Annotated in this window: 25 protein-coding genes and 1 other RNA gene; 15 read left to right on the top strand and 11 right to left on the bottom strand. The window is 33.7% G+C overall.

All coding sequences use genetic code 11. The annotated features are described in order from the left end of the window. Positions 1 to 77: 77 nt before the first annotated feature. The 4 genes from ERX46_RS10430 to rpsO all read right to left on the bottom strand — a co-directional run bounded on the left by ERX46_RS10430 (position 78) and on the right by rpsO (position 5,133). Positions 78 to 1,130, bottom strand: coding sequence for a PorP/SprF family type IX secretion system membrane protein (locus ERX46_RS10430; protein WP_165366212.1), 1,053 nt, complete (start codon positions 1,128 to 1,130; stop codon positions 78 to 80). 442 nt (positions 1,131 to 1,572) lie between these two features. Continuing rightward, positions 1,573 to 1,974 carry a RhuM family protein gene (gene rhuM / locus ERX46_RS10435; protein ID WP_207214162.1) on the bottom strand — a complete coding sequence of 134 codons (402 nt, stop codon included), beginning with the start codon at positions 1,972 to 1,974 and terminating at the stop codon, positions 1,573 to 1,575. Between the two features lie 433 nt (positions 1,975 to 2,407). After that, positions 2,408 to 4,546, bottom strand: coding sequence for a polyribonucleotide nucleotidyltransferase (locus ERX46_RS10440; protein WP_130093811.1), 2,139 nt, complete (start codon positions 4,544 to 4,546; stop codon positions 2,408 to 2,410). Positions 4,547 to 4,863: 317 nt separating this feature from the next. After that, positions 4,864 to 5,133: a 30S ribosomal protein S15 gene (gene rpsO, locus ERX46_RS10445; protein ID WP_130093812.1), complete on the bottom strand. Its 270-nt coding sequence runs from the start codon at positions 5,131 to 5,133 to the stop codon at positions 4,864 to 4,866. 473 nt (positions 5,134 to 5,606) lie between these two features. On the opposite strand from rpsO, the gene ERX46_RS10450 reads away from it, so the two are divergent. Continuing rightward, positions 5,607 to 6,896: a T9SS type A sorting domain-containing protein gene (locus ERX46_RS10450; protein WP_130093813.1), complete on the top strand. Its 1,290-nt coding sequence runs from the start codon at positions 5,607 to 5,609 to the stop codon at positions 6,894 to 6,896. Positions 6,897 to 6,965: 69 nt separating this feature from the next. On the opposite strand, the gene ERX46_RS10455 is transcribed toward ERX46_RS10450, so the two are convergent. The 3 genes from ERX46_RS10455 to ERX46_RS10465 form a co-directional block, all read right to left on the bottom strand. Continuing rightward, positions 6,966 to 7,802, bottom strand: a complete 837-nt coding sequence (locus tag ERX46_RS10455; protein ID WP_130093814.1) for a hypothetical protein — start codon at positions 7,800 to 7,802, stop codon at positions 6,966 to 6,968. 448 nt (positions 7,803 to 8,250) lie between these two features. Continuing rightward, positions 8,251 to 9,537: a PKD domain-containing protein gene (locus ERX46_RS10460; protein ID WP_130093815.1), complete on the bottom strand. Its 1,287-nt coding sequence runs from the start codon at positions 9,535 to 9,537 to the stop codon at positions 8,251 to 8,253. Beyond that, positions 9,527 to 10,099 carry an RNA polymerase sigma factor gene (locus ERX46_RS10465; protein ID WP_130093816.1) on the bottom strand — a complete coding sequence of 191 codons (573 nt, stop codon included), beginning with the start codon at positions 10,097 to 10,099 and terminating at the stop codon, positions 9,527 to 9,529. Before ERX46_RS10465 ends, ERX46_RS10460 begins: the two co-directional genes overlap by 11 nt. 312 nt (positions 10,100 to 10,411) lie before the next feature. Here ERX46_RS10465 and mdh point away from each other — a divergent pair, with 312 nt between their 5' ends. From mdh to ERX46_RS10480, 3 genes are all read left to right on the top strand, one after another. Next, entirely contained in the window at positions 10,412 to 11,338 is a 927-nt protein-coding gene (gene mdh, locus ERX46_RS10470; protein WP_130093817.1) for a malate dehydrogenase, read from the top strand. Between the two features lie 313 nt (positions 11,339 to 11,651). Then, positions 11,652 to 12,332: a DUF4386 family protein gene (locus ERX46_RS10475; RefSeq protein ID WP_130093818.1), complete on the top strand. Its 681-nt coding sequence runs from the start codon at positions 11,652 to 11,654 to the stop codon at positions 12,330 to 12,332. Between the two features lie 50 nt (positions 12,333 to 12,382). After that, a complete protein-coding gene (locus tag ERX46_RS10480) occupies positions 12,383 to 13,147 on the top strand; it encodes a hypothetical protein (RefSeq protein ID WP_130093819.1) in 765 nt (254 codons plus the stop codon). A gap of 62 nt (positions 13,148 to 13,209) precedes the next feature. On the opposite strand, the gene ERX46_RS10485 is transcribed toward ERX46_RS10480, so the two are convergent. After that, positions 13,210 to 13,695 carry a SixA phosphatase family protein gene (locus ERX46_RS10485; RefSeq protein ID WP_130093820.1) on the bottom strand — a complete coding sequence of 162 codons (486 nt, stop codon included), beginning with the start codon at positions 13,693 to 13,695 and terminating at the stop codon, positions 13,210 to 13,212. A 122-nt stretch (positions 13,696 to 13,817) separates the two neighbouring features. On the opposite strand from ERX46_RS10485, the gene ERX46_RS10490 reads away from it, so the two are divergent. The 7 genes from ERX46_RS10490 to ERX46_RS10520 all read left to right on the top strand — a co-directional run bounded on the left by ERX46_RS10490 (position 13,818) and on the right by ERX46_RS10520 (position 19,744). Continuing rightward, the gene (locus ERX46_RS10490; RefSeq protein WP_130093821.1) at positions 13,818 to 14,432 is read left to right on the top strand and encodes an RNA polymerase sigma factor; all 615 of its coding nucleotides are present in this window, start codon (positions 13,818 to 13,820) and stop codon (positions 14,430 to 14,432) included. Continuing rightward, positions 14,429 to 15,784, top strand: a complete 1,356-nt coding sequence (locus ERX46_RS10495; protein WP_130093822.1) for a hypothetical protein — start codon at positions 14,429 to 14,431, stop codon at positions 15,782 to 15,784. The genes ERX46_RS10490 and ERX46_RS10495 overlap by 4 nt, the downstream gene beginning before the upstream one ends. A gap of 127 nt (positions 15,785 to 15,911) precedes the next feature. Continuing rightward, positions 15,912 to 16,988 (top strand): T9SS type A sorting domain-containing protein, encoded by a 1,077-nt coding sequence (locus ERX46_RS10500; protein WP_130093823.1) that lies wholly within the window; start codon positions 15,912 to 15,914, stop codon positions 16,986 to 16,988. A gap of 17 nt (positions 16,989 to 17,005) precedes the next feature. Continuing rightward, an RNA gene (rnpB, locus tag ERX46_RS10505) (RNase P RNA component class A) lies at positions 17,006 to 17,374 on the top strand. 22 nt (positions 17,375 to 17,396) lie between these two features. After that, positions 17,397 to 18,038, top strand: a complete 642-nt coding sequence (locus ERX46_RS10510) for an O-methyltransferase (protein ID WP_130093824.1) — start codon at positions 17,397 to 17,399, stop codon at positions 18,036 to 18,038. Between the two features lie 3 nt (positions 18,039 to 18,041). Further along, positions 18,042 to 19,061, top strand: coding sequence for a threonine aldolase family protein (locus ERX46_RS10515; RefSeq protein WP_130093825.1), 1,020 nt, complete (start codon positions 18,042 to 18,044; stop codon positions 19,059 to 19,061). Between the two features lie 80 nt (positions 19,062 to 19,141). Continuing rightward, positions 19,142 to 19,744, top strand: a complete 603-nt coding sequence (locus ERX46_RS10520; protein ID WP_130093826.1) for a hypothetical protein — start codon at positions 19,142 to 19,144, stop codon at positions 19,742 to 19,744. A 332-nt stretch (positions 19,745 to 20,076) separates the two neighbouring features. Here the strand turns inward: ERX46_RS10520 and ERX46_RS10525 are convergent, their stop codons facing one another. Beyond that, the gene (locus tag ERX46_RS10525) at positions 20,077 to 20,355 is read right to left on the bottom strand and encodes a hypothetical protein (protein WP_130093827.1); all 279 of its coding nucleotides are present in this window, start codon (positions 20,353 to 20,355) and stop codon (positions 20,077 to 20,079) included. A gap of 69 nt (positions 20,356 to 20,424) precedes the next feature. Between ERX46_RS10525 and ERX46_RS10530 the strand changes: the two genes are divergently transcribed. The 4 genes from ERX46_RS10530 (at position 20,425) to ERX46_RS10545 (ending at position 24,442) form a co-directional block, all read left to right on the top strand. Next, positions 20,425 to 20,991, top strand: a complete 567-nt coding sequence (locus tag ERX46_RS10530) for a chalcone isomerase family protein (protein ID WP_130093828.1) — start codon at positions 20,425 to 20,427, stop codon at positions 20,989 to 20,991. 1,229 nt (positions 20,992 to 22,220) lie between these two features. Next, entirely contained in the window at positions 22,221 to 22,721 is a 501-nt protein-coding gene (locus tag ERX46_RS10535) for a metallophosphoesterase family protein (protein ID WP_207214159.1), read from the top strand. A 251-nt stretch (positions 22,722 to 22,972) separates the two neighbouring features. Beyond that, entirely contained in the window at positions 22,973 to 24,004 is a 1,032-nt protein-coding gene (gene porQ / locus ERX46_RS10540) for a type IX secretion system protein PorQ (RefSeq protein WP_130093830.1), read from the top strand. A 48-nt stretch (positions 24,005 to 24,052) separates the two neighbouring features. Next, on the top strand, positions 24,053 to 24,442 hold the full coding sequence (locus tag ERX46_RS10545) for a response regulator (RefSeq protein WP_130093831.1): 390 nt from the start codon (positions 24,053 to 24,055) through the stop codon (positions 24,440 to 24,442). Between the two features lie 54 nt (positions 24,443 to 24,496). On the opposite strand, the gene ERX46_RS10550 is transcribed toward ERX46_RS10545, so the two are convergent. Together ERX46_RS10550 and ERX46_RS10555 are read right to left on the bottom strand one after the other, a co-directional pair. Continuing rightward, entirely contained in the window at positions 24,497 to 25,303 is an 807-nt protein-coding gene (locus ERX46_RS10550; protein ID WP_130093832.1) for a hypothetical protein, read from the bottom strand. After that, positions 25,284 to 26,150 (bottom strand): nucleoside phosphorylase, encoded by an 867-nt coding sequence (locus tag ERX46_RS10555; protein WP_130093833.1) that lies wholly within the window; start codon positions 26,148 to 26,150, stop codon positions 25,284 to 25,286. Before ERX46_RS10555 ends, ERX46_RS10550 begins: the two co-directional genes overlap by 20 nt. Positions 26,151 to 26,160 lie beyond the last annotated feature (10 nt).

Below are 26,160 nucleotides of genomic sequence, written 5' to 3' on the forward strand. Positions count from 1 at the left end.
ACTCTGTCTTCCCCCTCTCTCTAACCGCTCTGCATTTCATTCTCACTCTCTTTCTCTCTCTGTTTCTCACTCTCACTCTAACGAATCCTAGCTCTCGTCTGAAATTTCTCCAACAAGTAATACCTAAACATAAATTCAACTCCGCCTCTTCCGCGACTTGCTTGTGTAAGTGATGAGACGTTTATATCGTAAGAAATGCCCAAAGCATAATTACTAAAATCAAAAAGTAATTTATTTACGAATGCATCACCAAATCTGTAAAATGCACCGTAAGCAATAGAAAAGTTATTTCTCAAACTTGTTTTATTGGTCGATTCAACAATAGAATACTTGATGTAAGAACCAAAAAGGATTTCTTGGTGACTTCCTTGACGTTGGTAATATAAAGCCGGTAACAATGAAAAACGTGGATTATTCAACTTAAATTCTGACTCTATAAATCCGGTGTATCGAACAGAAAGATCATCATTTCCACCTTGAATAAACGAATAAGAAGGATTGGTTAAATGATAAGCAGCTACTCCAGCGGAAAACATATATCCTCCAGAATTAAAAGTTCCTTCTCGCAATGAATTGTGCTTAAAAACAAATCCTGCACCAGCATCTATATATCCGAAACTTCTGCTCCCTAGACTTTCTCCACTAGCAATTGTTTGATCAAAGTCATTTCCGTCATATTGACTCGCAAAGAAACCTTTTACTTGTCCAATTCCACGTTGGGCATATCCTACCTGAACTCCCAATCCCAAAGTACTGGTGCGATTCAATCTTATGTGATAAGCAATATTAAAATTAACATTAGAAGTCGTCATTTTTAAATCTCCTGCAACATCATGATAGAAATTTATTCCTCCAGCTAAAAATCCTTTTCGATTGTATGGACTATTAAGATTAGCATCAAAAGAAGCACCTAATGTGGTGTAAGGAGAAGCTACACTGTTCCATTGTGTTCTGTAATTTGCAATTGCATTGTACTTTCCACTCAATCCGGCCAACGAAGGATTTACATTCATTGGCGTAAATTTCATTTGTGAAAAGTGAAAATCTTGTGCAGAAATCTGAGTAGCAAAAAGAACAGCAATAAATATGCTGCAATATTTTAAATGACAATTATGTAGTATTGTTTTCAAAGTGTGGTAAATATAAGTAAAAACGATTTAAAGACTAGACGAAATCTAAAATGTAATGGTTGGATTTAATATTTTTAATTGTATACTTCTAAAAGCCATCATGAATACCGAGACTTAAGTTATGAAAAACTGATATTCAAAAGGTGAAAATGGATTAGTTTTTATGTTTTTCCATTTTACCTATATCATCAAGCAATTCTTTTAAGCTTGTTTCTTTTTCAATAACTTTTTGTTTTTCTTGAAACTTTTCATATTCGACTCCTGACTTGTCTAGGGTCTTTGACGAAACAAGTAGTACATAGTTGATGTATTTATTTTATTCTTTATCAAGGCTAAATTTTCAAGCATAGCCATAGCTACGGTTTAAAATTTTAACGCTGAGAAAGGAAAAAAGAATACATTAAAGTGGATTAATTGTCTCTTCAAAGGCCCTCAAGCCATTTTATGAGAAAATTTTACCAGCATGAGTTAAGAGTTCTCTTCCATTGAGTTGTAAAATACTATCCAATCGATCTGCCCAATCTTTCATGTACATAGGAGTTTGCTGTTGCGCCATAGTTTCAGCAAAAGCCAAGTATTGCTCCACTAATAATCCTAAAAGTTTTATTTCATCTTCATTTAGATAATTTTTAGCAATACTAATTTCCGTTTTTCTTATTGAAGTTTTGTCATTCTTATCATAGGAAAGCATTCCTAAAAGAGGTAGCTCAGAGTTTGCACGTTCAAAAACTATTTCTGCTGCGGTCTGTTTACTAATGGCCCAAAGCAATTTATTTTGAACTATTTTAAAGAATTCAATTGTCTTTGAAGATTTGGGGTTCTTTGAGTATATTATTAATCCAATCCGAAACTAAGTTAACGCATGACATAAGACAATAAACTGTATTTTGAATTTATAAAGCATTATCAGAGATAAAATCTCGCGATAACACTTTATTTAGAGAGCAGAAGTCAAAAAAGAGGATTAAAAACACATCCTCACATAAAAAGTTGCTGCGAGATTTTATCTAGTTGTAACTTTTTATTTACACTACTTCGTCAATAAGGCAACTTCAATTGAATAGTATTCTAAGATAGAACCTAATTATTTTGAAGTTATTTTCATTCTTTTCAAAACGTTTTTCCATTTGCCTACATTGCCTGTGACAGGCTCAGTCATCGGATTACTCTTCGGCGACGGAGCCTGTCGAAGGCACCGAAATATCGAAGTCAAAAACCAAAAAAAACCGTCCCAATTACTCGGGACGGTTTATATTTTTGAAATTAAATCTTAACGATTAATCTTCTTTTTTCTCTTCTTTTTCTAAAAGAACTTTTCTTGAAAGTTTCCATTTCTTAGATTTTGGATCACGACCCACTACTTTAAATTTCAGTAAATCACCTTCTTTGGCAACTTCTTCCATTTTAGTAATACGCTCGTTAGCAAATTCTGAAACGTGAATCAATCCGTCAACTCCTGGCATGATTTCAACAAAGACTCCGTAAGCCTGAACAGACTTTACTTTACCTTCGTAAATCGCACCTTCTTCAACAGTTGGAGGGAATGCAATTGAACGAATAGATTTCGTTGCAGCATCCATTTTCTCCGCTCCGTCAGCTAAGATTTGAACAATTCCTTCTCCAGTTTTCTCATCCTCTTCAATCATTACAGTTGCTCCTGTATCTTTTTGAATTTGTTGAATGATTTTCCCACCAGGCCCGATGATTGCTCCAATCGCTTCGTTAGGAACGCGAATAGTTTCAACTCTTGGTGCAGATGGCTTAAGATCAGCGTTAGGCTCAGAAATAGTTTTTAAGATCTCTCCTAAAATGTGTAATCTTCCGTCTTTCGCTTGCTCTAATGCTTCTGTCAATACTTCGTAAGGCAATCCGTCTACTTTAATGTCCATTTGACATGCAGTAATTCCTTTTGCAGTACCTGTAATTTTGAAATCCATATCTCCTAAGTGATCTTCGTCTCCTAAGATATCAGACAATACAGCGTATTTCCCTTCTTTGTTCATGATTAATCCCATTGCGATCCCAGAAACTGGAGCCTTAATTGGAATACCACCATCCATTAATGCAAGTGTACCTGCACAAACAGTAGCCATTGAAGAAGAACCGTTAGATTCTAAAATTTCAGAAACCAAACGAATCGTATAAGGATTGTCATCTGGTAAAACAAATTTCAAACCTCTCAATGCTAAGTTACCATGTCCAATTTCACGACGAGAAACCCCTCTAATTGGGTAAGCTTCTCCCGTACTAAATGGAGGGAAATTATAGTGTAACATGAATTTTTCTGTACCTTGTTTAGTAGCAGAATCAATCATTTGCTCTTGCATTTTACCACCTAATGTCAACGTCATCAAAGCTTGAGTTTCACCACGTGTAAACACAGCAGAACCGTGAACCATTGGTAAATAGTTAACCTCACTCCAGATTGGACGAATTTCATCAAATTTTCTTCCGTCTAAACGGATACGCTCATTCAAGATTACATCACGAACAGCTTCTTTCATTGTTTTAGAATAGTAACCGCTGATCATTTTTCCACCTGCAGCTAACTCTTCATCTGTAAACAATGCTTTAACCTCTTCTTTGATTGCCTTGAATCCTTCAGAACGTTTGTTTTTATCTGCAGATCCTTGACGCGCAACTTCTCTACATTTATCGTATGCGAAATCATTGATTTTTTTCTCAATAGCCGCATCGTTATCTTCGTGATTGTATTCACGTTTTGGAGATGAAGCCGGAACTTCAGCAGCCAAATCTAATTGGAACTGACACTGTAATTTAATCGCTTCATGTGCAATTTTAATCGCCTCAATCAATTCTGATTCTTGCGCTTCATGCATTTCACCTTCGATCATTACAACGTCTTTCATTGTACCAGCGATCATTATTTCCATATCTGACTTTTCAAGTTCAGATTTTAAAGGATTAACAATAAATTCACCATCAACACGTGCAACACGTACTTCTGACATTGGTCCATTAAATGGAATATCAGAAACAGCTAATGCAGCAGATGCAGCGAATCCAGCCAATGTATCAGGCATGTGTTCACCATCGTAAGCCATCATTTGAATCATTACTTGTGTTTCAGCATGATAATCATCTGGAAACAACGGACGCAATGCTCTGTCGACTAAACGCATGATTAAAACTTCCATATCAGAAGGACGGGCCTCACGACGCAAGAATCCACCAGGGATACGTCCAGCTGCCGCGAATTTCTCGCGGTAATCAACTGTTAATGGAAGAAAATCAATTCCTTCTTTAGCTTCTTTTGATGAAACAACTGTAGCTAATAAAACAGTGTTGCCCATTTGTAACACTACCGAGCCGTCAGCCTGCTTTGCAAGCTTACCAGTCTCTACAGAGATATCTTTACCTCCGATAGTGATGGACTTTTTTATTCCTATATTCATATTTATTTATTTACAATTTTAATTCTTTGTAAGAAAAATTCAAATTCTGCGTTATACTCGCTTTTTATTTCAGTCCCATCGACAAGCTTACTTCGGCAAGCTCAGCACATCGCAGGGCATCGTGTTTATAAAGATAAACGCCTAAAATTAAATTCCGATAGCTATCGGAATCGCAAGCCTTGTCTTTGAAATTTTCTTATCAAACAATTTGACTTCTTTGGATTTCAAGTTTCCCAACTTTCACTTTAGCAAAAAAGGGGAACTTCGAATAATATCGACTGCTCCCCTTTTTATTTAAATTTTGTTGATCAAAAAAATTATCTTCTCAAACTTAGTTCTTTAACTATCTCACGGTAACGCAAAACGTCTTTTTTCTTTAAGTAATCCAAAAGACTTCTTCTTTTACCTACTAACAATTGAAGTGCACGCTGTGTAGCGTAATCTTTACGATTGTTCTTCAAGTGACCAGTCAAATGACTGATACGGTAAGTAAATAAAGCGATTTGACCTTCAGCAGATCCAGTGTCTTTCTCAGACTTACCGTGCTTTTTAAAAATTTCTTGCTTCTTTTCAGTTGCTAAATACATTCCAATATTTTTTTAATGATTTTTATGTACGTGTTACTTTAAACACAGCCGCAAAGATAGCGGTTTTATTTTGTTAAGCTATTAATTGCTAGATTATTTTGTTGAATAAATATGTGATCATAATCGGTGTCGGATTTCATCAATGTTACCGAAAATCAACAATGGTAACGGAATTCAACAATGGTAATGGACGATTTGCAAATCGTCCCTACGTTGTATCTTCGATTTATGTTTTTCATCAATCATTGAATTTTTGAATAATTCGTAATTATCACATTCGAAATTAACCAATAAAACCATCCTCAATAACAACCGCTTAAACCATAATAAAATCCTTTTGAAACAATTTTTAATTATTTAAAAATTGAATTTACAATAATTTAACTTTTTGTCCTACATTTAAGTAAAACATTGCTAATTGTCAATACTTTTTATAGTCAGAGCAGTTGTTAAAACACTTTAAAACAATATTTATGAAAAAAATTTATTTATTAGGAGCTGCTTTAATTGCATTCTTTACTGTTGAAGCGCAAGATTGTACCGGAGGAAGATACGATGCTGAAATGTTCTCAAACCTCGATATCACTTCTGATATTCAGTATGGTTCAAATGTAAACTTTGATGGTTCGAATCAAGATTTATTGTTAGACATTTATCGACCAACTGGAGATACTGAAACGGATAGACCACTAATCATATTCATTCATGGAGGAACTTTTGTTGCAGGATCTAAAACAGGACTTGACGTAACACCTTTGGCTGAAATGTATGCTAAAAAAGGATATGTAACTTCCTCAATCAATTATAGATTAGGAATGAAAGATTTATTTACTATTTCAGGACCTGGTGAATCTGGTGCTTCTGAAGCAGTGATGCGCGCAACTCAAGATGCGCGTGCGGCTGTTCGATTCTTTAAAAAATCGGTTGCTATTGACAGTAATCCTTATGGAATTGACACAACAAATATATATCTGGTTGGAAGTTCCGCTGGTGGATTTGTGGCTTTACACCTCAGTTATTTAGATCAGACTTCTGAAATTCCTGCATCTATTAATCAATCAGATCCATCTTTAACAGGAGGATTAGAAGGGAATTCTGGAAATCCAGGTTACACTTCTGATGTGAAAGCAATTGTGAGTATTTCTGGAGCAATTGGTAGCGCAAGTTGGATGTCGAACAATACAACGCCTGTTTTGAGCTTGCATGGAGATAATGACAATACTGTTCCTTTTGGAACGGACATGATATCGGTTGCTATTTTTGATTTATTGGTAGTTGATGGAAGCGAAAGTGTTCATATTAAAGCAGAAGAATTAGGAATTAAAAATTGCTTTAAAGCGCACTATGGAGCAGATCATGTACCTCATGTGGCTAGTGCAGCATATTTAGACACGACAGAACAATATATTACTCAGTTTTTATTGAGCGAAGTTTGTGGAGAAGCTGTGTACTGTATTTGTAACACTCCTGCTGATCCAATTACTTGTCATCTTTACGAAGGGACAACAGGAATTGAAATCGAAGATTTGGAAGAACGACTATTAATGTATCCAAACCCTGCTCAAAATGAAGTAGCAATTTCGATAGAAGATTTTAATATTGAAAGCATTATCATAGTTGATGTGAATGGAAGAACTGTTCAAAATCAGATGGTGAATGGATCGAATGCAAACATTAATGTGAGCAAATTGAATCAAGGTGTTTATTTTGTGAAAGTTGAAACAGAAAAAGGGATGTTAAATAGGAAATTGATTGTAAGATAATTTTGTGTAGGGGCGATTTGCAAATCGCCCTTACACAAATCGCCCCTACACAAATCACCCTTACACAAATCAATCCACACTTTGAATCCATTCATTCATGTGCTTCACAAATCCTTTTTGATCTTTTTCTGGATAATCATTATAGAATGTTACCGCATAATTATAAATTAATTCTAGCGTTTTTGTATGCTCAATCTTTTGGTCAATCTCTCTTGAATGCAACCATCCAACCAATTCGTCATTATCAAAAAGCAAAACCAATCTAAACCCTGGAGATGGATCATCAATACTGTTTTCATAATTATAGAACGTTTTTAGGTTTTTGTATTCAATAGCATCTCTCTCCAATTTAAAATCTTTGATAAATGCTTTCCAATCTCCAAGTTTCCTCCCTTGACTTGCTATTTTATTTATAAAAACATTTTCAATTATAGTTTCCGATTTAATATTGTCTTTGTGCGTATATCCATAAAGTGATGCAAAAGCAAAATCTTGATTGTATCCAGTACTCACATCATGCGTTTTCAAAACTTTTCCAACTTTCTTACCTCCGACAATTATAGCTTTATCTTTCTGAATAGAACCAACGTTCACGTCATCAAACTCTATTGTAGAATAAACCAAAACCTGATACCAGCCATCAACCAATTTAGTAGTCTCAATCAAAACATCATCATTCAATTCATATAACACTTCACCATCTGGACTGTTGCGAATATTAGCAGGACCATCAATCCTCTCCCCTATTGTAGAACCATCTCTTTTATTCACAACATCATTTTCAGACACAATAATTTCAGTATCTTCTGATTGAATTGTTTTCTCCTTTGATTCGACCTCTTCTTTTTCATTTGGTGTACATGAAAAAACTAAAAACGCGATTAAACCAATTTGTAATATTCTCATTATTTGACAAATTATTATTCGTCTTAAAAGTAAGATATGTTTTGATAATGAGATATTATTGAATGATAAACATTCTTAAATCATCATGAAATTCACTTTAAAAGATTTGAATCTATTCCTAAAAACAATTTCCCAAAAGGATTAAATACAAAAATAGCCATGAATTTTAATCCATAGCTATTTTGAAAATTCTATTTAAAATCCTTCGACTGGCGGATGGTGCATTACCAAAGGATGCAATCCTAAGTTTTCATTCATTCCATTACTTAATATAAAAAAAGCTTCAAGACGTATCCTGAAGCTTTCTATAAAATCATTTATGCCTGTTTTTGAATTAGAAAGTCGAATATTAAGGCGCAGGTATTTTTGAAATCCAAGGAGTTGACATTTATCAATGACTGCTTTCAAAAATATTTGCAACGCAGATATTCGACTTTATAAACAAAAACTAGTTATGGACAACCGTTCCTGCGTAGATTGGACGCTCATTTGGCGCTGGATTAAAAATCTGAACCTTCCAAATAAACGCTTTATTACTTGGTGATAATTTTCCAGTTCTTTGATCTGTTCCGTCCCATGTTGTTTCAGCATCACTTGAAGTAAATACAACACCATTATCAATTGGATCTACAATTGTCAGTTGGAAACTTACTTCTCTTTCGGTTAAAGAATAAGGCATAAACGTTCTGTTTCTTACATCTGAACCATTCGGTTTGAATGCATCCACTGCCATTAAATTAAACTTATCTCTGATACGAACAGTTTTTGCTATTGAAGCTTCACAACCATTCATGTCCTTCACATTTAAAGTTACTTCATAATCTCCTTTATCGAAGAAATGATGTCTAACAATCGCACCTGATCTTTCCGTTTCTTTATTAAATTCCCAAGAATAGTTTACGAAATCTCCGAAAGCCTCTGCTATTACAACTGGCATTCCTTTTTCATAAATGTTAGCTTCGAAATTAAAGTCAGGAGTTGGCAATTCATTTACAGTGAAAAACTTCGATTCAATCAAGACGTTATTATCATCTACAAATCGGATAATAGAAGATGCTCTAGGCTTAAATAAATAGGACTTACCAGAATTCAAGTTGATCCATTCACCATTGATTTGGAAACGAACTTTATCGTTTTTCGATGAGTTATTGATTTCAATAACTTCTCCTAAACATATTGCATTAGCTGAAAGTTTTCCTGAAACAAAATTAGCTGAAATGAATACCTCTTTATTAGGAATCACAGCATTTGATTTCGTTCCTTTTATAATTTCATTTTCATCTGATTTTACCTTCTCAACTTTTTCGACTTCTTTTACATCCTTTTTATTAGGTGCTTGCTTCTCTGTCTCAGAAACAATCGGAACAGTAATATTCGAATTTTCTTTCAAATTATGCTCACTAACTTCTTCTGAGTTTTCACTAACAAGAATTTCTTCATTGTTATTCGCTTGTTCCTTATTCGCTGAGTTTTCAGCAGCATTATCATTTTCGATAGCTGCAGTTTGTTGCGTTGCTGAATTATCTTCATTGTACCAAAGGAAATAAGATCCTGTTACAACTGTTCCTAATAATACGCTTGCTAAAACCCATTTCAATGCACTAGAAAGCGCACTATTTCCAGCAGCGGCATTCGCATTTAACTTCGTGTTTACAGCATCCCAAGCTTTTGGATCGTATGAAACCTCATACTGATCTAAGCTGTTTTTGAATGCATTTTCTAAATTATCTTTCATGGTCTATATTGACAAATTTCTCACTTAATATCTTTCTTAAATTCTGCTTTGCTTTAGCTAGGTTTGACTTCGATGTTCCTTCATTGATATCAAGAATTTGCGCAATTTCTTTATGCGAATAATTCTCTATCACGAACAAGTTAAAAACAGTTCTGTATGCAGGCGACAATTCTTGAATTGCTTCCAAAGCATACTCTGCTTTGATTTTAGTAATATCTTCATCAAAATCATGTTCTTGTACAGAACTTCTATCGTTGAAAACATATTCTTCATCTGTAGAAAAGGGTTGGCGGTTTCTTTTACGAATTGCATCAATTGATGCGTTTACCATAATTCTCCGAACCCATCCTTCAAATGAACCTTTAAAATCAAATTCTCCTAGCTTATCAAAGACCTTTATAAAACTCTCTTGAACAACTTCTTGGGCTCTGTCTCGATCTTTCGTATATCGCATACAAACTCCCATCATCTTCCCATAGAAAAGCTTAAATAACTGCTCCTGAGCACTTCTTTCTTGCTCGGCACACCTTTTAATTAATTCTCTGAGCTGATCGTCTTCCACTGTAGTTTCATTTTAAAAACGTTTAATAGTTCTTGGGGTTGCCTTTTTAATTTAAAGTTCTTTAATTTTGATATTTTTTGTGTAAAAAGATAGACCCCAAATCTAAGAATTTTCTTCTTTCAAATATTTTAAAGTGAGAAAGGAGATAAAACTGATTTCATAAAGTATATTCAAATGAATTTTAAAAATTTTACTCAAGTTGTTGTAAAACCTTAACAAATTGATAATTATTCCCAAATATCTATCACTCTTTTTGATAAATTTCGTAATTTCGTAATTAGAATTTTCTACCATAAATAAAATTATATTATAATGAAAGTAACAGTTGTTGGAGCAGGTGCCGTAGGAGCAAGTTGTGCAGAATATATCGCGATGAAAGATTTCGCAGCAGAAGTTTGCCTTTTAGATATCAAAGAAGGTTTTGCTGAAGGAAAAGCAATGGATTTAATGCAAACTGCATCATTAAATGGATTTGACACGAAAATTGTTGGATCTACCAATGATTATTCAAAAACGGCTAATTCAGATGTTGCGGTGATCACTTCAGGTATTCCAAGAAAACCAGGAATGACAAGAGAAGAGTTAATTGGAACAAATGCCAATATTGTTAAAACTGTTGTAGAACAATTAGTAGCTCATTCACCAAACGTTATCGTTATTGTGGTAAGTAACCCAATGGATACAATGGCTTACTTAGTGCACAAAGCAACGAATATTCCAAAAAACAGAATTATTGGAATGGGTGGAGCTTTAGACAGTGCTCGTTTCAAATACAGATTAGCAGAAGCTTTAGAATGCCCAATTTCTGACGTTGACGGAATGGTAATCGGTGCACACAGTGACACTGGAATGGTTCCATTAACAAGATTAGCTTCTAGAAACGGAGTTCCTGTTACTCAATTCTTAAGCGATGAGCAATTAGCTTCTGTTGCACAAGAAACACGTGTAGGAGGTGCAACTTTAACTAAATTATTAGGTACTTCTGCTTGGTATGCACCAGGTGCAGCGGTTTCTGCTTTAGTTCAAGCTATTGCATGTGACCAAAAGAAAATGTTCCCTTGTTCTCTTTACTTAGAAGGTGAATACGGACTAAACGACATTTGCTTTGGAGTTCCTGCTTTAATCGGTAAAAACGGTGTTGAGGAAATCATAGAAATTGAATTATCTGACGACGAAAGAGCTAAATTTAACGAAGCAGCAGAAAAAGTGCGTGAAGTTAATGGAGCTTTGAATTTGTAAGATTCAAAATAATATTTTAATATAGAAATGGTTGTTGAAGAAATTCAATGACCATTTTTTTTTGGTAGACCGAAACTATTTTGGTTGGCTATATAAAGAAGAAGTAAAAATTAAAAATCTATTCAATGCATTAGAAAGTCCGAAGGAATAATTAAATTTGATTAGAAATATACAGGCTGAATGTACGCAATCGTGTATATCGAACCGTTGTGCTTCATTTAAGATGAGAAGCAAATTACTGCTTACTTAAGCGAAATTAGTCAGCCATGAATAAAAAACGGGATTAAAAAAAACTGTGTTAGATGTACCGCAAATGAATGAAGAATATAATTGGGTTAAATTGTATAAAGCAGGTGGGGTCGCAGCTTTAGTAATAGTATTCATTATCCCTATACAAATATTAATTTTCACTGTATTTCCGCCACCTGATACAACAATAGCTTTTATCGACTTATTTCATGATAATTGGGTAATTGGTTTATTGAGTCTTGATTTTTTGTACTACATTAATAATGCTCTTTTAATACTAGTATACCTCGGTTTGTTTGCGGCATTAAGAAAAGATAATTATGCAGATATGCTTATAGCGTTGGTTTTTGGATTTATAGGAATAGCGGTTTACTATGTCTCAACTATAGGTTTTGAAATGATGTCTTTAAGTAAACAATATCACTCAACAGAATCCATTGAGATTAGGCAACAGTTACTGGCTATTGGTCATGGCTTGCTAGAAAGATATAAGGGAACTGCTTTTGATGTATATTATGTGTTTAATACTATAACGCTATTAATAATTTCTAAGACAATGTATAAATCCAATATTTTCAACAAGGCTACAGCGGCTTGGGGACTGATTGCAGGGATATTTATGATTATACCGTCAACAGCAGGAACAATAGGATTGGTTTTTTCTTTAATTTCTTTAATTCCCTGGATTATTTTTTCAATACTAATTGGAAGAAAATTACTGACAATAGCTAAGCTCAAAGAATGAAATGGTAAAAACTAAAGCACAACACTATTTTTAACACATGAATAAATATCATGAAAGGATTTAATAGTAAAAGATTCCTAACTTCAATAACAATATTGCTTGTTCTATTCGTAGCTTACATTTATTACAGCTCTCACATTAATGTCATTTCTGCTGATTTACTAAATTCAAAAGAACTGACATTTGATTATAAGGGAAATAAAATATCCGTCAGTGATCGGACAAGCCAAGTTAAAAACTTCGATTCCGACGCTCCTATTCTATTAAAAAATGAATGTACAGATTCTGAACTCTCCAACTTTTTAAAATGGAGGAATATAGTAGCTGGTGATGCAAAAAGTTTATTCATTAAAGAAAAACAGAATAAAAATCAGAACAATGTTTTTGAAACAAGTTCCAACTCAGAATTAAGCCATTCATATAAACTAGAATTAGCATCACCCAAAAGCAACATTATTGATTTATTGATTTACACCGACAATCAAAATAGAATTAAACTTATCGAATTGAACAGGTATATTTCTCAGCATGAAAGTAGCGGAGAAGCCATCTATTTCCATCCTGAAACTGGAATTATCAGCTATACACTCTCAGAATTTGAATACAAATCAGGTTTTTCTCACAACTACACCGAAACAGAAAATCATACCGCAATAATTTGTAACGATAAAGTAATAGATAACTTCAACTTAAGGAGCGTAAACAATACCAAAATTATAAATTCGGCTTATGGAATAAAAGAGCTTTCAAATAGAATTGTCAGTGACATATTAAAAAAGAGCATCAATAATACAATCCCATCATCCAATTCATAACTCAACAACTTTTACGACAACTGACGGATTTAACATTCATAATTCAACATTCATAATTATCCTCACTCTTCTATTGGAAAACATTTACTCACCTTTACCCCTGTTCCTAAACCAGTTTCGCTTAAATCTTCAGCATCTGGAAATGCAATCACTAACAATCCACTGGTGGGTAAAAGATAGCGGTCATCTAGTAAGTAAGAAGCTAATTCAGAAATTCCCTCATTGTGACCTATTAACAGGATATCATTTGTTGGATGATTTACGTTCCATAGGAAATTAAGTAAATGCGCTCGATCTGCTAAATAAAGTTCATCAAGAAATTCTAATTCTTCAACAACAACTGCAGAAGCTAAAATCCCCCAAGTTTCTCTAGTCCTTTTAGCAGCTGAACAAAAAACAGTAAATTCTACTCCTTCCGCTTCTTGAATGAACCTTTTTTTAACGCGTTCAATTTGCTTAATTCCCAATTCAGTAAGTCCTCTATCAAAGTCTTTTCCTGTTGATGATTTGATTTCCGCATCACCGTGACGGAGTAAATATAGCCTCATGGAATTATTTATTATTTTTAAGAAATGCTAAGTTTCAAAATTTTATTCAATTTTACCAACCTCTAGACCATAAATTCCGTTCTATAAGAAGAAAATAGTTCAAATACATAATTCTTAGTAATTTGGAGAACGAAGAAAACATAAGAAGAGTCAATAACTACATGCATATCGATGTCAAACTACTCAAGGCTTGTTCGAAAAACAAGCGCAAAGCACAAGAGAAGCTCTACGAAGCTTGTTTTATGTTCTTGATTCCGATATGTAAACGTTATCACAACAATGAGCAAGATGCTCGTGCAGCTTATAACGTGGCTTTTATTAAGATTATCGACAATCTTCCAAAATTAGATTTAGAAGAAGTTCCTTTTGCTGCTTGGGCAAAACGAGTGATGACAAATACTTTAATCGACGAATACCGTAAGAATAGAAAGTACAGAGAAAAAATCAGTAAGCGAAACCAAGAACGAGAATTAGAATATCATTCTGAAGGTGTTGTTAATGATGCCGAAAGTAATTTTGGAGAAGCAACGATCATGAAGTTACTCGATTATTTAAAACCATCAACGAAACGTGTTTTCATTCTTTATGTGATTGAAGGATACACGCACAAAGAAATTGGTGAAATAATGGAAATGTCAGACGGAACTTCAAAGTGGCATTTATCTACCGCAAGAAAGGAACTCAAGGTATTATTGGAGAAACAAGAAAAAATTAAATTGCAGAATTTAGCAATATGAGTGAAGAAAATAAAAATATTGATCAATTGTTTAGTGATGCTGCTCATACAGAATCAGCACCACAATACGATTCGGCTTATTGGGCAGAAATGAATTCTATGCTCAATGCCAAAGACAGCAAGAAAAGAGCTTTCATATTTTGGGCACTTGGTGGTTCAGCGGCTTTTGCTGTACTTTTCCTTTCATTGTTCACACTAAACATGGACAATTCAATTGAAAAAGAACGCTATGTAAGAGAAGAAATGAATTTGAATATTTATAATGAAAATTTATTAGCGAATAGAATTTCAACTGTTGAAAGAGATGAAAACAGCAATCAAACAAGTCAAGGCGCAACAAATGAAATTGAAAACGCAGAACTTTCTTTAGCAAATAGTAATAACACCAAGAGAAATCAAATCAACAGTAATCTTGAAAGTCAAAATAATGTTGGCGAAAATCAAAATACTTCTAGAATAAATAAAAATCAAATAAAAAATAATTCATTTAAGAACAACAGCAATTTAGCAGTTATTGGTTCGAATAAATCCCATTCATCTGATTCAAGAATAAAGAACAATCAAGTAAATGGTAATTCAGAAGCATCGGTAAAAGCAAATAATAGCTCAAATATCAACACTGAAATATCTAATTCTAGAAAAGCGAACGCTAAAAAAGGACATGACATCATATTGAATTTACCTTTTACAAGAGCTTATACGTTGACTCAAAATGCTAAAAATGACATTGCACTTTCAGATTCTGAAATAAAAGAAAGACCAAAATATTCTCTTTATACTAAGATGAGTGGTGGGTTAATGGAGAATTACAAAACAAGCCGTCCTTATGAATCTGGTCTGTTTGATCTATCATTGAATTTAGAAGTTGACATGAATAATGTTTTATTTCGCACAGGTTTAGGAACACAATTAACAAGTAATGCTGATTTAATCGTTTCTCAAAGAAAAGAGATCAATGACATTATTGTGGTCAAGCTCCAAAAAGATTTATCTTACCAAAGCTTAATTGATATTTACATTCCATTGGAACTGGGTTATCAATTAAACAACACCTCTTTTGGTGTTGGAGCACAAGTGAATTACTTATTGACCACATCAATGGAACTTAACAATTACGAAAATAAACTCCTCGTAAATACAGAAAAACAATTCGGAAATAGAGATGGATTGAACAGCTTCTCTACGCAAGGATATATTTGGATAGAACAAAGGTTCTCCCCTATGATTTCCTTAGGATTAAAAACAGGAACAAATATTTCTGGTAGAATTAAAGATGGAGCATATTTTAACGAATCTGCAACCACTAATCCAATTTATGGCCAGTTATCCTTAAAAGTTAATTTGATAAAATAGTCAATGTTTTGCTTTTCTAAAAGACTGTTCATGAAATCAAAATGAATCATTTACGGAACAAAACCTTGGATAAATTAAATAGTTTTAAAGTATTTTTCCGTACTTTGACGGAAATAAACACATACTCATGAAAAATTATATAATTTCAGTCTTAGCATTAATGTCTTTTAGCCTAAATGGTCAAATAACAATTAATGAAAGTGACTTTCTTCAAAGCGGTGATTCTGTAGGGATTTCTACTTCAACAGACTTAACTTTAGATTTTTCAACCTCAGGTCCAAATTCAACATGGGACTTTTCTGACTTAACAGAAAGTGATTATATTTTTGAATCTGCGCGCCCCCTTTCATCAGCAGGAATTATTATCAATATACAATTTGGTCCTTTTGCACCTGCAGAATATAAAGCATCTTATTTTCAGAAATTTGATGGTTTACCAATTGAGGAACTAACAGGATTTCTTCCTATTCAAATCAACTCTGTAAATAGAATGATCAAAATTAACAGTAGTGAGTTGACTTTTCCAGGATACAGCTTAGAAGCTCAAGGTCAGATAATAGGTTTTAAAAGTGATACAATAGAAACAGCTTATGAATTCCCAATTAACTATGGAGATAGTTATTCATCAACTGGATATACAGATATCAACTTATCTCCGGCTACTGAAGCAAGAATTAAAATGAATAGAAAGAGACAAAGCGATGTTGACGGTTATGGTCAATTAACAACTCCAGGGGGAACTTATGATGTTTTAAGGATTAAACATGTTGTCAATGAACAAGATTCAATATATATAGAACTGGGTCCTATTGCACAATGGTTTCCAATTGATCGCATCAATAGCGAATATGAGTGGTGGGCGAAAAATAAAAAGAGACCTGTTTTAAAAATAGAAACTGAAACTCTTTTTGGCAATGAAGTTCCTACAAGAACGACCTACATTAACTCTCCACCTGCTAATATAGATGTTGCTGAGCTTGAGACTAAAATTTATCCAAATCCAACAAATGGAATTTTAAATTTAGAAACTGCTGAATCTATTGAAACTGTGAAGGTTTTTAGTACAGATGGAAGACAAGTTTTTGAAAAAGCTACTTCAGGATTGTCAACAACAATAGATTTGTCTCATTTAACGTCAGGAATGTACACTGTTCAAGTAATCTCACAAAAAGGACAAAGTTTTAATCCGATTCTTATTAAATAAACATTAATTTTGCACAAAAGGCAAATCAGTTTGTCGCTGTCCCTTAATGGGAGAGAGGAAAGTCCGGGCAGTATAGAGCACCGTACTTCTTAACGGGAAGGGTTTCGAGCAATCGGAATACAGATAGTGCCACAGAAATAAGTAGCCTTGAAGTCAAATTCGAGGTCATAGTGAAAAGGCGAGGTAAGAGCTCACCGCTTCAATGGTGACATTGTCGGCTAGGTAAACCTTACGGACTGAAAGACCATGTAAACCAAGGTTATTGAGCTGCTCGCTTAACTTGGAGGGTAGGTCGATGGATCCCGACTGTGAAGTCGGGACTAGATAAATGACAAACAGCCATCTTCGGATGGTGTACAGGACCCGGCTTATGATTTGCCTTTTTGTTTTTTTTCGTACATTTGATACATGGAATTTTTAGATGAAAAATTAGAGGATTATGTCAACGCACATACTTCTCCAGAGTCAGAAATATTAAGCGACCTAAACCGTCAAACACATATCAGCGTTTTACAACCAAGAATGCTTTCAGGCCATCTTCAAGGAAGAACTTTAAGCTTGTTCAGTAAAATGATTCAACCTAAACGTATTCTTGAAATCGGTACATACACTGGTTATTCAGCAATTTGTATGGCCGAAGGATTAAAAGAAAATGGAAAACTTATCACAATTGATGTCAACTACGAATTAGAAGAAATGGTTAAAAACTATGTTGAAACAGCTGGTTTTTCTAATCAAATTGAAATGAAAGTTGGAGATGCAATGGATCTTATTCCAAAATTGGACAAAAACTTCGATTTAGTGTTCATTGATGCCGACAAATCAAATTACTCGAATTACTATGATTTATTGATTGACGATTTACCAAAAGGCGCATTCATGATAGCAGACAATGTTTTATGGTCTGGAAAAGTAATTGAGCCAGTTAAGAAAAATGATATTGATACAGAAGCATTAATAATCTTCAACAAGAAAATACAAGATGACGACCGCGTGGAAAATGTTTTACTTCCAATTCGTGATGGTTTAATGGTGATTGGAAAAAAATAAAATATGCACACAGATTTAAGATCAGATACAGTTACCAAACCATCTCAAGAGATGAAAGCTTTTATGATGGACGCTCCAGTTGGAGATGATGTTTTTCAGGAAGATCCAACAGTGAATGAATTGGAGAAATTTGCGGCCGATTATTTCGGTATGGAAGCAGCTCTTTATTGTTCTTCGGGAACACAAACCAATCAAATTGCAATCAATGTACATTGTCGTCCTGGCGATGAAGTAATTTGTTCAAAAGATGCTCACATTTATTTTTACGAAGGTGGAGGAATTGCCAAAAACAGTGGCAGTTCTGTGCTTTTATTGCCAGGAGATCGTGGACGAATCACTGCGGCAGCTGTACTTGGTGGAATTAAAGATCCAAACAATCCACATTATCCTTTGACTTCTTTAGTTTCTTTAGAAGACACAATGAATCGCGGAGGTGGTGCTATTTATGATTTTAATGAAATAAAAGCTATTCGCAAAGTCTGTTTAGAAAATAAGCTTCCACTCCACTTAGATGGTGCTCGTTTGTTTAACGCTTTGGTAGAAAATAATATTCCACCCAAAGAATATGCAGCACAATTTGACTCTATTTCCATTTGTCTTTCAAAAGGATTAGGCGCTCCAGTTGGCTCTGTTTTATTAGGAAATAAAGATTTTATTCACAGAGCTCGTCGCGCTAGAAAAGTTTTAGGTGGAGGAATGAGACAAGCTGGAATCATAGCAGCTGGAGGACTTTATGCAATGAAAAACAACATTGAAAGACTCAAAGAAGATCACCACAATGCAAAGCTTTTGGAAACGGCTTTAAATGAATTGAATTGGGTAGAAGAGGTTTTACCTGTTCAAACAAATATTGTTGTCGCTCGACTTGCTGATCACATTGATGTAGCTGAACTTATTGCAAAATGCGCTGAGAAAGATTTACACTTTATGGCATTTGGTGAGCAAACAATTAGAATGGTTACACATTTAGATATTGACTCAAACAATATAGATCATACCATTTCCGTTCTTAAAGAGTTGTAATTTTAAAGTCCGAAGTTAATTTCGGAACTTAAACGAGCGAGAAATTTATTTGGTATTCATTACATTTAATAGTCAATCAATTGAATAAAATTATTCTAATAATTCTTACTGCTCTTTTATGGAGTTCATGTTCAGACAATACTGAATATGTGATTCTAAATTCTGAAGAAATTCTGCCTCAGGCTCAAGGAAATTATGATTACTCCGATGATTCCTTGGATTTAATTGACGACGAATTAACTCCAACACAAGAAACTCTATTACAATTATTCCCTGATCTAAACTTTGATGAAGAAAACATTTTAAAAGAAAGAGAAATGCTCTTTATGCCAAATCGTTTGGGATTTCTAAATAAAGATGAGACCTATTTTATGAAAGACAGTATTCCTTATCATTTCATTGAATGGGAATTTGGGGATAGTTTAAAAACAGTTAATGCTTTTTACAATTGGCTAGATTGTTTTGGTCCAAAATGTAGTTCAATTAGAATTGATGAAGAAATAAACGGCAGTAAGGAGAGTTTTATAATTTGGGTTTCTGATAGTAAAATCTCTTACTTGGCAAGCTCTAAAAACTTAAACCGGAGAACTTGGCAAGACGTATTCCTAAGCGATCAAAAGAAAAAATTGAATTTCATTATCCATCAATCACCAAGAGGAAAAATGAATTGGGTGGTTAAATAATTATTAATGGTCAATTGTAAATGACTAACGGAGTGGATATTCAGTCCCTACTTCGTGAAATTGTGGAGATTTAAGTAGAAGGTTTGTAATCAGGTATTATCAGCTAAGTATTTAATTTGTATTCCGCTTTTAATAGTAACAAAATCCTCACAATAACTCTTTTAAAACAAGTTGGTAAAAGAGTTATTGTGAGGATTAACAGATAATAGAAAGGGTAATTTGCTAATTGTTTAACAACAAAAATCAACTAGTGTATTTGCTTCATCCTTTTGCTGTAAACACACTGAGTCAGTTTCAAGCCTTGAAATTTATCAATTGACAATTATCAATTATTAGAAAGACTCTAAATTATCATCATTTTCTTCAACTTGAACTTCACATTCCTCTATAGCTGTTTCAAACTTTTCGTTTAATTCCGAAGCTTTTTTATTGTATTCAGCTGGGTTTTTGAATGTTTCAGTTGCTTTAGTAACATAACAATCACAATCATAACCTCCCATTGTGATACATTCATTTTTAACAATGTTTTTTTGATCTTCTGACCATCCACCTCCACAAGAAGTAAGGATTAAAAACGATGTTCCGAGTAATAGACTAAATAGTTTATTCATAAGTATATTTTTTGTAAATTTGGAATAAGATTTGCTTAAAAATACACATTATTCATTAAAATCAAAACTATGAAATCAAAATTAATTGTTGCCTTGTTTATCGGAGTGATCCTTTCATTTACTGCAACTGCTCAAAATGTTACTGTTTCTGGAGCTACGTTCCCTACAAAATTTAAAATCAGTGATAAAGTCGTTGAATATAACGGCGCTGGATTGCGTACAAAATACTTCTTTAGTTTATATGTTGCTGCACTTTATGTTCCAGAAAGAACAAGTGATGCACAAGCAATCATTGATCAAAATGAAGAATCGGCTATTCGTTTAAAGATTCTATCGAATAAAGTGACCAGAGATAAATTCGTTGAAACAGTTAAAGAAGGTTTCGCTACTTCCTCGGACGGAAAAGCATCTCCAAAAGAAATCGAAGACTTCATGAAACTTTTTAATGTAGAATTTAAAGAAGGAGACGAAGTGATTTTATTGTACAAACCAGAAAGCGGTGTTGAGGCATACATGAATGGAAAACACCTAGGTGGAGCGAAAGGATTGGAATTCAAAAGAGCGCTTTGGTCAATTTGGTTAGGAAAGACTCCTGCTGATGAGGCTGTTAAGAAGGCAATGCTAGGAAAAGTATAGTATTTTTGTTTTCTAAGCTCAATAGTGTCGTTACAAGAATTTTGAAAAATTAATCATTGACATAAGTCAACTCATAAATTTTGAAAATTTTGTGCCTAACTATTGAGCTTAGAAATTCAAAAATTAATTTCAATGTCAACTCCCTGGTAACGATGGCTATCGGTATTAAAATAATCACGCCTAGCTCTTGAGCTGTCTAATTCAAAAAGATGCTCTTAATCAGATATGGAATTTTAAAAGAATGTTATCTAGATGTATTTCAGTATCATTGTAATCAGTTCCTTCGACAAGCTCAAGACACCACATTGGCAAAAGTCAACTCATAAATTTTGTGTCTAACTATTGAGCTTAGAAAATCAAATTCAATGTCAAATCCTTGGTAACGATGGCTATCGGTATCAAATTAATCACGCCTAGCTCTTGAGCTTTCTAATTCAAAAAAAATGCTCTTAATCAGAGATCGAATTTTAAAAGAATGTTATCTAGATGTATTTCAGTATCAATGTAATCAGTTCCAGCGACAAGCTCAGGACACCACATTGGCAAAAGTCAACTCATAAATTTTGAAAATTTTGTGTCTAACTATTGAGCTTAGAAATTCAAAAATTAATTTCAATGTCAACTCCTTGGATTACAAACTTAATCACGACTAGCTCTTGAGTTGTCCAATTCAAAAGGCTCTAGTTTAAAACAGATATATTTCACACAGTAAATGAGGTTTAAAAAATTGAGCTGCACCTTCAGTGCGCTTAAAATAGCCATCACTTACCATCTGTATACGATGTATCCAGATGATATGATCTGGACTTTCAGCCCATTAAAAAAATCTTAGTATTAGTGCGCCTTGAAGAGGCAATACATTTCAAGTCAAGGCATCGCCTTGGGTTAGAATGTAATCTCGAACAATCCAGCGCCTTGAAAAGGCAGCTCAACTATTATTAGTATTGAATTATAAAATCTAAGCAACGAACTAACGATTTATCAACAACACTATTTTAAACTAGAGCCATTCAAAAAAAGCTAAAAACAACTTTAAAGAATCCCAAAAAGTAAACTTTCTCAGCAATCAGAAATGTTATTTAGATGTTTTTCTTCCTTCAGTTGATGGAAAGATAAACAAAGTGAAATTGATTAAATAACTTTTGAAATAATATTTAAAAAGCTTCTGATATTATAATTCAGAAGTTTTTTTGTTCTTTATTCTCTGATCATTTCGTTTATTTGTAATTATGAAAATTGGTTTACTTTCCGACACACACAGCGTTCTAGATAAGCGTGTTTTTGAATACTTTAAAGATGTGGATGAAATTTGGCATGCTGGAGATGTTGGAGATCCAATAATCATTGATCAACTCGAAGAGTTCAAGCCTTTAGTTGGTGTCTATGGAAATATTGATGATACTGAGGTTAGACAACGTTTTCCTGAGTTTCAAAGATTTGAACGTGAAGGTGTAGCTGTATTAATGACCCATATTGCGGGTAAACCTGGAAAGTATTCCACCCCATTATTGGCTGAATTAAAACAAAATGGTGCTCCTAAACTATTCATTTGTGGTCATTCGCATATTCTATTGGTAAAATTTGATCCACGATTCAAAATGTTGTGGCTTAATCCTGGTGCTTGCGGAAACCATGGATTCCACAGTATGAAAACACTTTTGCGATTTGATTTGAATAACGGTGAAATTAAAAACATGGAGGTTATTGAAATGGGTGGACGAGGTAAATAGCTTTAGGTTGTACGTTTTAGGCTGTAGGCTTTATCTACAAGTATAATAATTTTGCTTTTTTAATTTTTGAAATCCTTGAATGACATTATACATTAACGTAATTAACGGACGTTTTGAAAAACTTCCCTGTATAATGTTTATCCTTTCAATTCTTGAATATTTGAATTCTTGAATTCTCAAATCAATTAAATTCCTCATTATTTACTTACAACTTACAATTTTTCATAAATTCAAGCGTTGAATAAAATCAGATGACACGACTAATAATTATCCTTTGTTTAATTCCCTTTGTAACGTTTGGACAAACGGGTGGTACGAATGCATTTCCATTTTTGGATTTACCCGATAATGCTAGAGCAGCAGCACTAGGTAGAAAGTTTATTACTGCCTATGATGACGATATCAATACGGGAATTCAAAACCCAGCTTCCTTTAATTCTGAAATGGACAATTCAATTGGTTTCAACCAAGCTTTATTAGCCGGAGGAATTAATCATGGAATGGTTGCTTATGCTAAAGACATTGATAAGGTAGGAACTGCGGCAATTCATTTAAGATATGTTGCCTACGGAAAAATGGACAGAACAGATGTCAACGGTGAAAATATCGGAACCTTTTCTGCAGGAGATTTTGCTTTAGGAGGAAGTGTGGGTAGAACTTTGAACAAGAATATTTCTATTGGTGCGACTATTAATTTAATTTGGTCGCAGTTAGAATCATATAATTCTATGGGGATTTCTGTAGACTTAGCTGGTATGTACCGCTCATTAAATGAAAGAACAACTGTTTCTGCTGTAGTTAGAAATGCTGGGGTACAATTATCTACTTATACTGAAAAAACGAGAGCTCCACTACCCGTTCAAGCAATGTTAGGACTTTCCCATAAATTGGAACATGCACCATTTCGATTTTCTATTGTAGCGCATCATTTAAACAAATGGGATTTAACATACAACGATCCAAATGCTGAGCCCACAACAGATCCATTAACAGGAGAATTTATTCCCGTTGAAACGGCTAGTTTTGGAGAAAAACTTGGTAGACACTTTATCGTTCAAATAGAAACATTAATTGGTAAAACAGTTAGAATTAGAGGTGCATTTGATTATAATCAAAGACGAGAAATGTTGGTTCAGAATCGTCCAGGAATGGGAGGTTTTTCTTTTGGAGCTGGAATGAATTTTAAGCGATTCACTGTTGATTATGGCTTATTCATTTTTTCTAGTGCTGGATTCAATAACATGATTTCTTTAAGAACAGATTTTGATAAATGGAGAAAGTAAATCTTTTTTATTACTTTTAGTTTTGTGATATAACGAAAGAGTAAGTAAATGCTTAATTCAAAAAAAACTTGTGTTTTAATAGACGATGATGAAGACGACCAGCTTATCTTTCAAACTGTGCTTAATATGCACTTTCCAAAATATCAATTAAGCGCCTTCTCAAGTTTCGAAAAAGCTGAAAAATTTATTTTATCTGAATCTAAAAATATTCATTCAATATTTGTGGATCTTAACATGCCGAAATATAATGGAATAGATTGCTTGAACTTTTTAAGAAGTCAAACCGAATTCCAATATAAACCAATCATTATTTATTCAACTTCCAGTAATCCTGATGATGTGAATAGGTGTTTGAAAAATGGTGCCACAGCTTTTATGACAAAACCATCCAGAGTGAATGAATTGGTTGAGGAATTGGAGGTTTATTTGGAAAGGTGATAATTGTTGACGACTTAGTAATTGAGGGAATATGAATTGTAAATCAATATCCTACTACTCTGCTTCACCCATCGGCGTAACATACTTCATTTTTTTATCGTCAAAAATAAAGTAAACATAAAGATCTCCATCTCTTATGATTTCTTTTGGAGTGTATTCATTGATGTTTTCAATTTCGTCAATATTATAATCTACGATTTTACCTTCATACATGGCAATATCCTTTGCTATTCTCACTTCACTTGTTGGGTGTTGAATATCATAAACTCGAGGGTTTGGTGATCCAACACCATCAAATACAGGACAACTAAAGGTCAAGAACATTTTATCATTCCTAACGGTATAGTAATTTCTGTGGACACTATTTCTAATCCTGTATTCCACCACGAAATCTTTGTGTGCCTTCGAAGTCAATTCTAAAAAACGAACAGTCAAGGGATAATCGGCATTTGAACCCACTGGAGTTGTTGAGATAATTTTATCGCTTCCTCCTAATTTCAGAAATACAAAATTATACAATCCAGTATGTCCAGTTTTTTCAAAGAAACGTTCCGTATTGTTGTTTTTGGCTTTTTGATGTCCATATTCTTTCCTATTGACTAGAATCAAGGCATCTTTCAATGTATCAGGATCGATATGTTTATACTGAATTTGAATATCATAATCTTCGGCAGCAGTTATTTCCAAGATATTTTCTACTTGACGAATAATTTTTTCTTCTTCAGTTAAAGATTCTTCTTCAGTTTTCTCACTGGCTAATTTATTATCATTCTCTGAATTACCAGAGGAACAAGCCGCTGAAAATAGAATAATTGAAAATAAAAAATATAGATTCTTACGCTTAAATTTTGTCCAAAACATATTCAATGAGTTCAGTGATTTTTGTCTCATAATTAGTAGTAAATTCTTTCTTTCTGCGATTCGCCAAACCGAGACAAATAGCAGTTGTTTCATGTCCAAGCGCAGATCCAAGAGCAAATAACGCAGAACATTCCATTTCAAGATTCGAAAAACGAATTTCATCATGTTTGAAATCGCTAAAAGAGTCAAGCATTTCTGTTTCTACAAGCGGAAGCCTTAATCTTCTGCCTTGTGGGCCATAGAAACCAGAACTAGTAACAGTAATTCCTTTTTCAATTTGAGGATTATCTAAGCGCTTGTTCAATCTTTCAGATGCCTTTGTCAAATATGGTTTTATATACTTTGGAAGCTTTACCTTTCCTTCAATTTCTTGCTCTAACTTCTTAGTTTCAGCATCAACATTACGTTCATAGAAATGACCTACATTATCGATTCCTAAAGCATGTGTAGACAATATAAAACTATCAATTGGAATTTCATCTTGAAGAATTCCACACGTTCCTAAACGAACTATTTCTAAAGAAATTTTTTCGTTTTTCTCGTTTCTTGTTTTCAAGTCAATATTTACCAAAGCATCAAGTTCATTGATTACGATGTCTATATTATCTGTTCCAATTCCAGTAGAAATAATTGAAAGCTCTTTCCCTTTAAAAGTTCCGGTATGACAAGCAAATTCTCTGTGCTGACTTTTGTGTGTTACTTCATCAAAATAATTTGAGATCAATTCAACACGGTCTTGATCTCCAACAATAATAATCTTTCTTGCAAGGTCTTCTGGACAAATATCTAAATGATAAACGCCTCCTTTTGGGGTAATTACTAACTCGGATGGTAAAAAATCAGCCATAAAAATATTT

It is taken from the genome of Brumimicrobium glaciale (assembly GCF_004152935.1).
Classification (GTDB): Bacteria; Bacteroidota; Bacteroidia; order Flavobacteriales_D; family Crocinitomicaceae; genus Brumimicrobium; species Brumimicrobium glaciale.

What these genes read in the sequence shown, in the direction of transcription:
- ERX46_RS10440 (WP_130093811.1), bottom strand. Translation starts at nt 4,546, where the DNA reads ATGAATATAGGAATAAAAAAGTCCATCACTATCGGAGGTAAAGATATC.
- ERX46_RS10485 (WP_130093820.1), bottom strand. Translation starts at nt 13,695, where the DNA reads ATGAGGCTATATTTACTCCGTCACGGTGATGCGGAAATCAAATCATCA.
- ERX46_RS10555 (WP_130093833.1), bottom strand. Translation starts at nt 26,150, where the DNA reads ATGGCTGATTTTTTACCATCCGAGTTAGTAATTACCCCAAAAGGAGGC.
- ERX46_RS10450 (WP_130093813.1), top strand. Translation starts at nt 5,607, where the DNA reads ATGAAAAAAATTTATTTATTAGGAGCTGCTTTAATTGCATTCTTTACT.
- mdh (WP_130093817.1), top strand. Translation starts at nt 10,412, where the DNA reads ATGAAAGTAACAGTTGTTGGAGCAGGTGCCGTAGGAGCAAGTTGTGCA.
- ERX46_RS10475 (WP_130093818.1), top strand. Translation starts at nt 11,652, where the DNA reads ATGAATGAAGAATATAATTGGGTTAAATTGTATAAAGCAGGTGGGGTC.
- ERX46_RS10545 (WP_130093831.1), top strand. Translation starts at nt 24,053, where the DNA reads ATGCTTAATTCAAAAAAAACTTGTGTTTTAATAGACGATGATGAAGAC.
- rpsO (WP_130093812.1), bottom strand. Translation starts at nt 5,133, where the DNA reads ATGTATTTAGCAACTGAAAAGAAGCAAGAAATTTTTAAAAAGCACGGT.
- ERX46_RS10530 (WP_130093828.1), top strand. Translation starts at nt 20,425, where the DNA reads ATGAAATCAAAATTAATTGTTGCCTTGTTTATCGGAGTGATCCTTTCA.
- ERX46_RS10550 (WP_130093832.1), bottom strand. Translation starts at nt 25,303, where the DNA reads ATGTTTTGGACAAAATTTAAGCGTAAGAATCTATATTTTTTATTTTCA.
- ERX46_RS10525 (WP_130093827.1), bottom strand. Translation starts at nt 20,355, where the DNA reads ATGAATAAACTATTTAGTCTATTACTCGGAACATCGTTTTTAATCCTT.
- ERX46_RS10460 (WP_130093815.1), bottom strand. Translation starts at nt 9,537, where the DNA reads ATGAAAGATAATTTAGAAAATGCATTCAAAAACAGCTTAGATCAGTAT.
- ERX46_RS10480 (WP_130093819.1), top strand. Translation starts at nt 12,383, where the DNA reads ATGAAAGGATTTAATAGTAAAAGATTCCTAACTTCAATAACAATATTG.
- ERX46_RS10515 (WP_130093825.1), top strand. Translation starts at nt 18,042, where the DNA reads ATGCACACAGATTTAAGATCAGATACAGTTACCAAACCATCTCAAGAG.
- ERX46_RS10495 (WP_130093822.1), top strand. Translation starts at nt 14,429, where the DNA reads ATGAGTGAAGAAAATAAAAATATTGATCAATTGTTTAGTGATGCTGCT.
- ERX46_RS10500 (WP_130093823.1), top strand. Translation starts at nt 15,912, where the DNA reads ATGAAAAATTATATAATTTCAGTCTTAGCATTAATGTCTTTTAGCCTA.
- ERX46_RS10510 (WP_130093824.1), top strand. Translation starts at nt 17,397, where the DNA reads ATGGAATTTTTAGATGAAAAATTAGAGGATTATGTCAACGCACATACT.
- porQ (WP_130093830.1), top strand. Translation starts at nt 22,973, where the DNA reads ATGACACGACTAATAATTATCCTTTGTTTAATTCCCTTTGTAACGTTT.
- ERX46_RS10455 (WP_130093814.1), bottom strand. Translation starts at nt 7,802, where the DNA reads ATGAGAATATTACAAATTGGTTTAATCGCGTTTTTAGTTTTTTCATGT.
- ERX46_RS10535 (WP_207214159.1), top strand. Translation starts at nt 22,221, where the DNA reads ATGAAAATTGGTTTACTTTCCGACACACACAGCGTTCTAGATAAGCGT.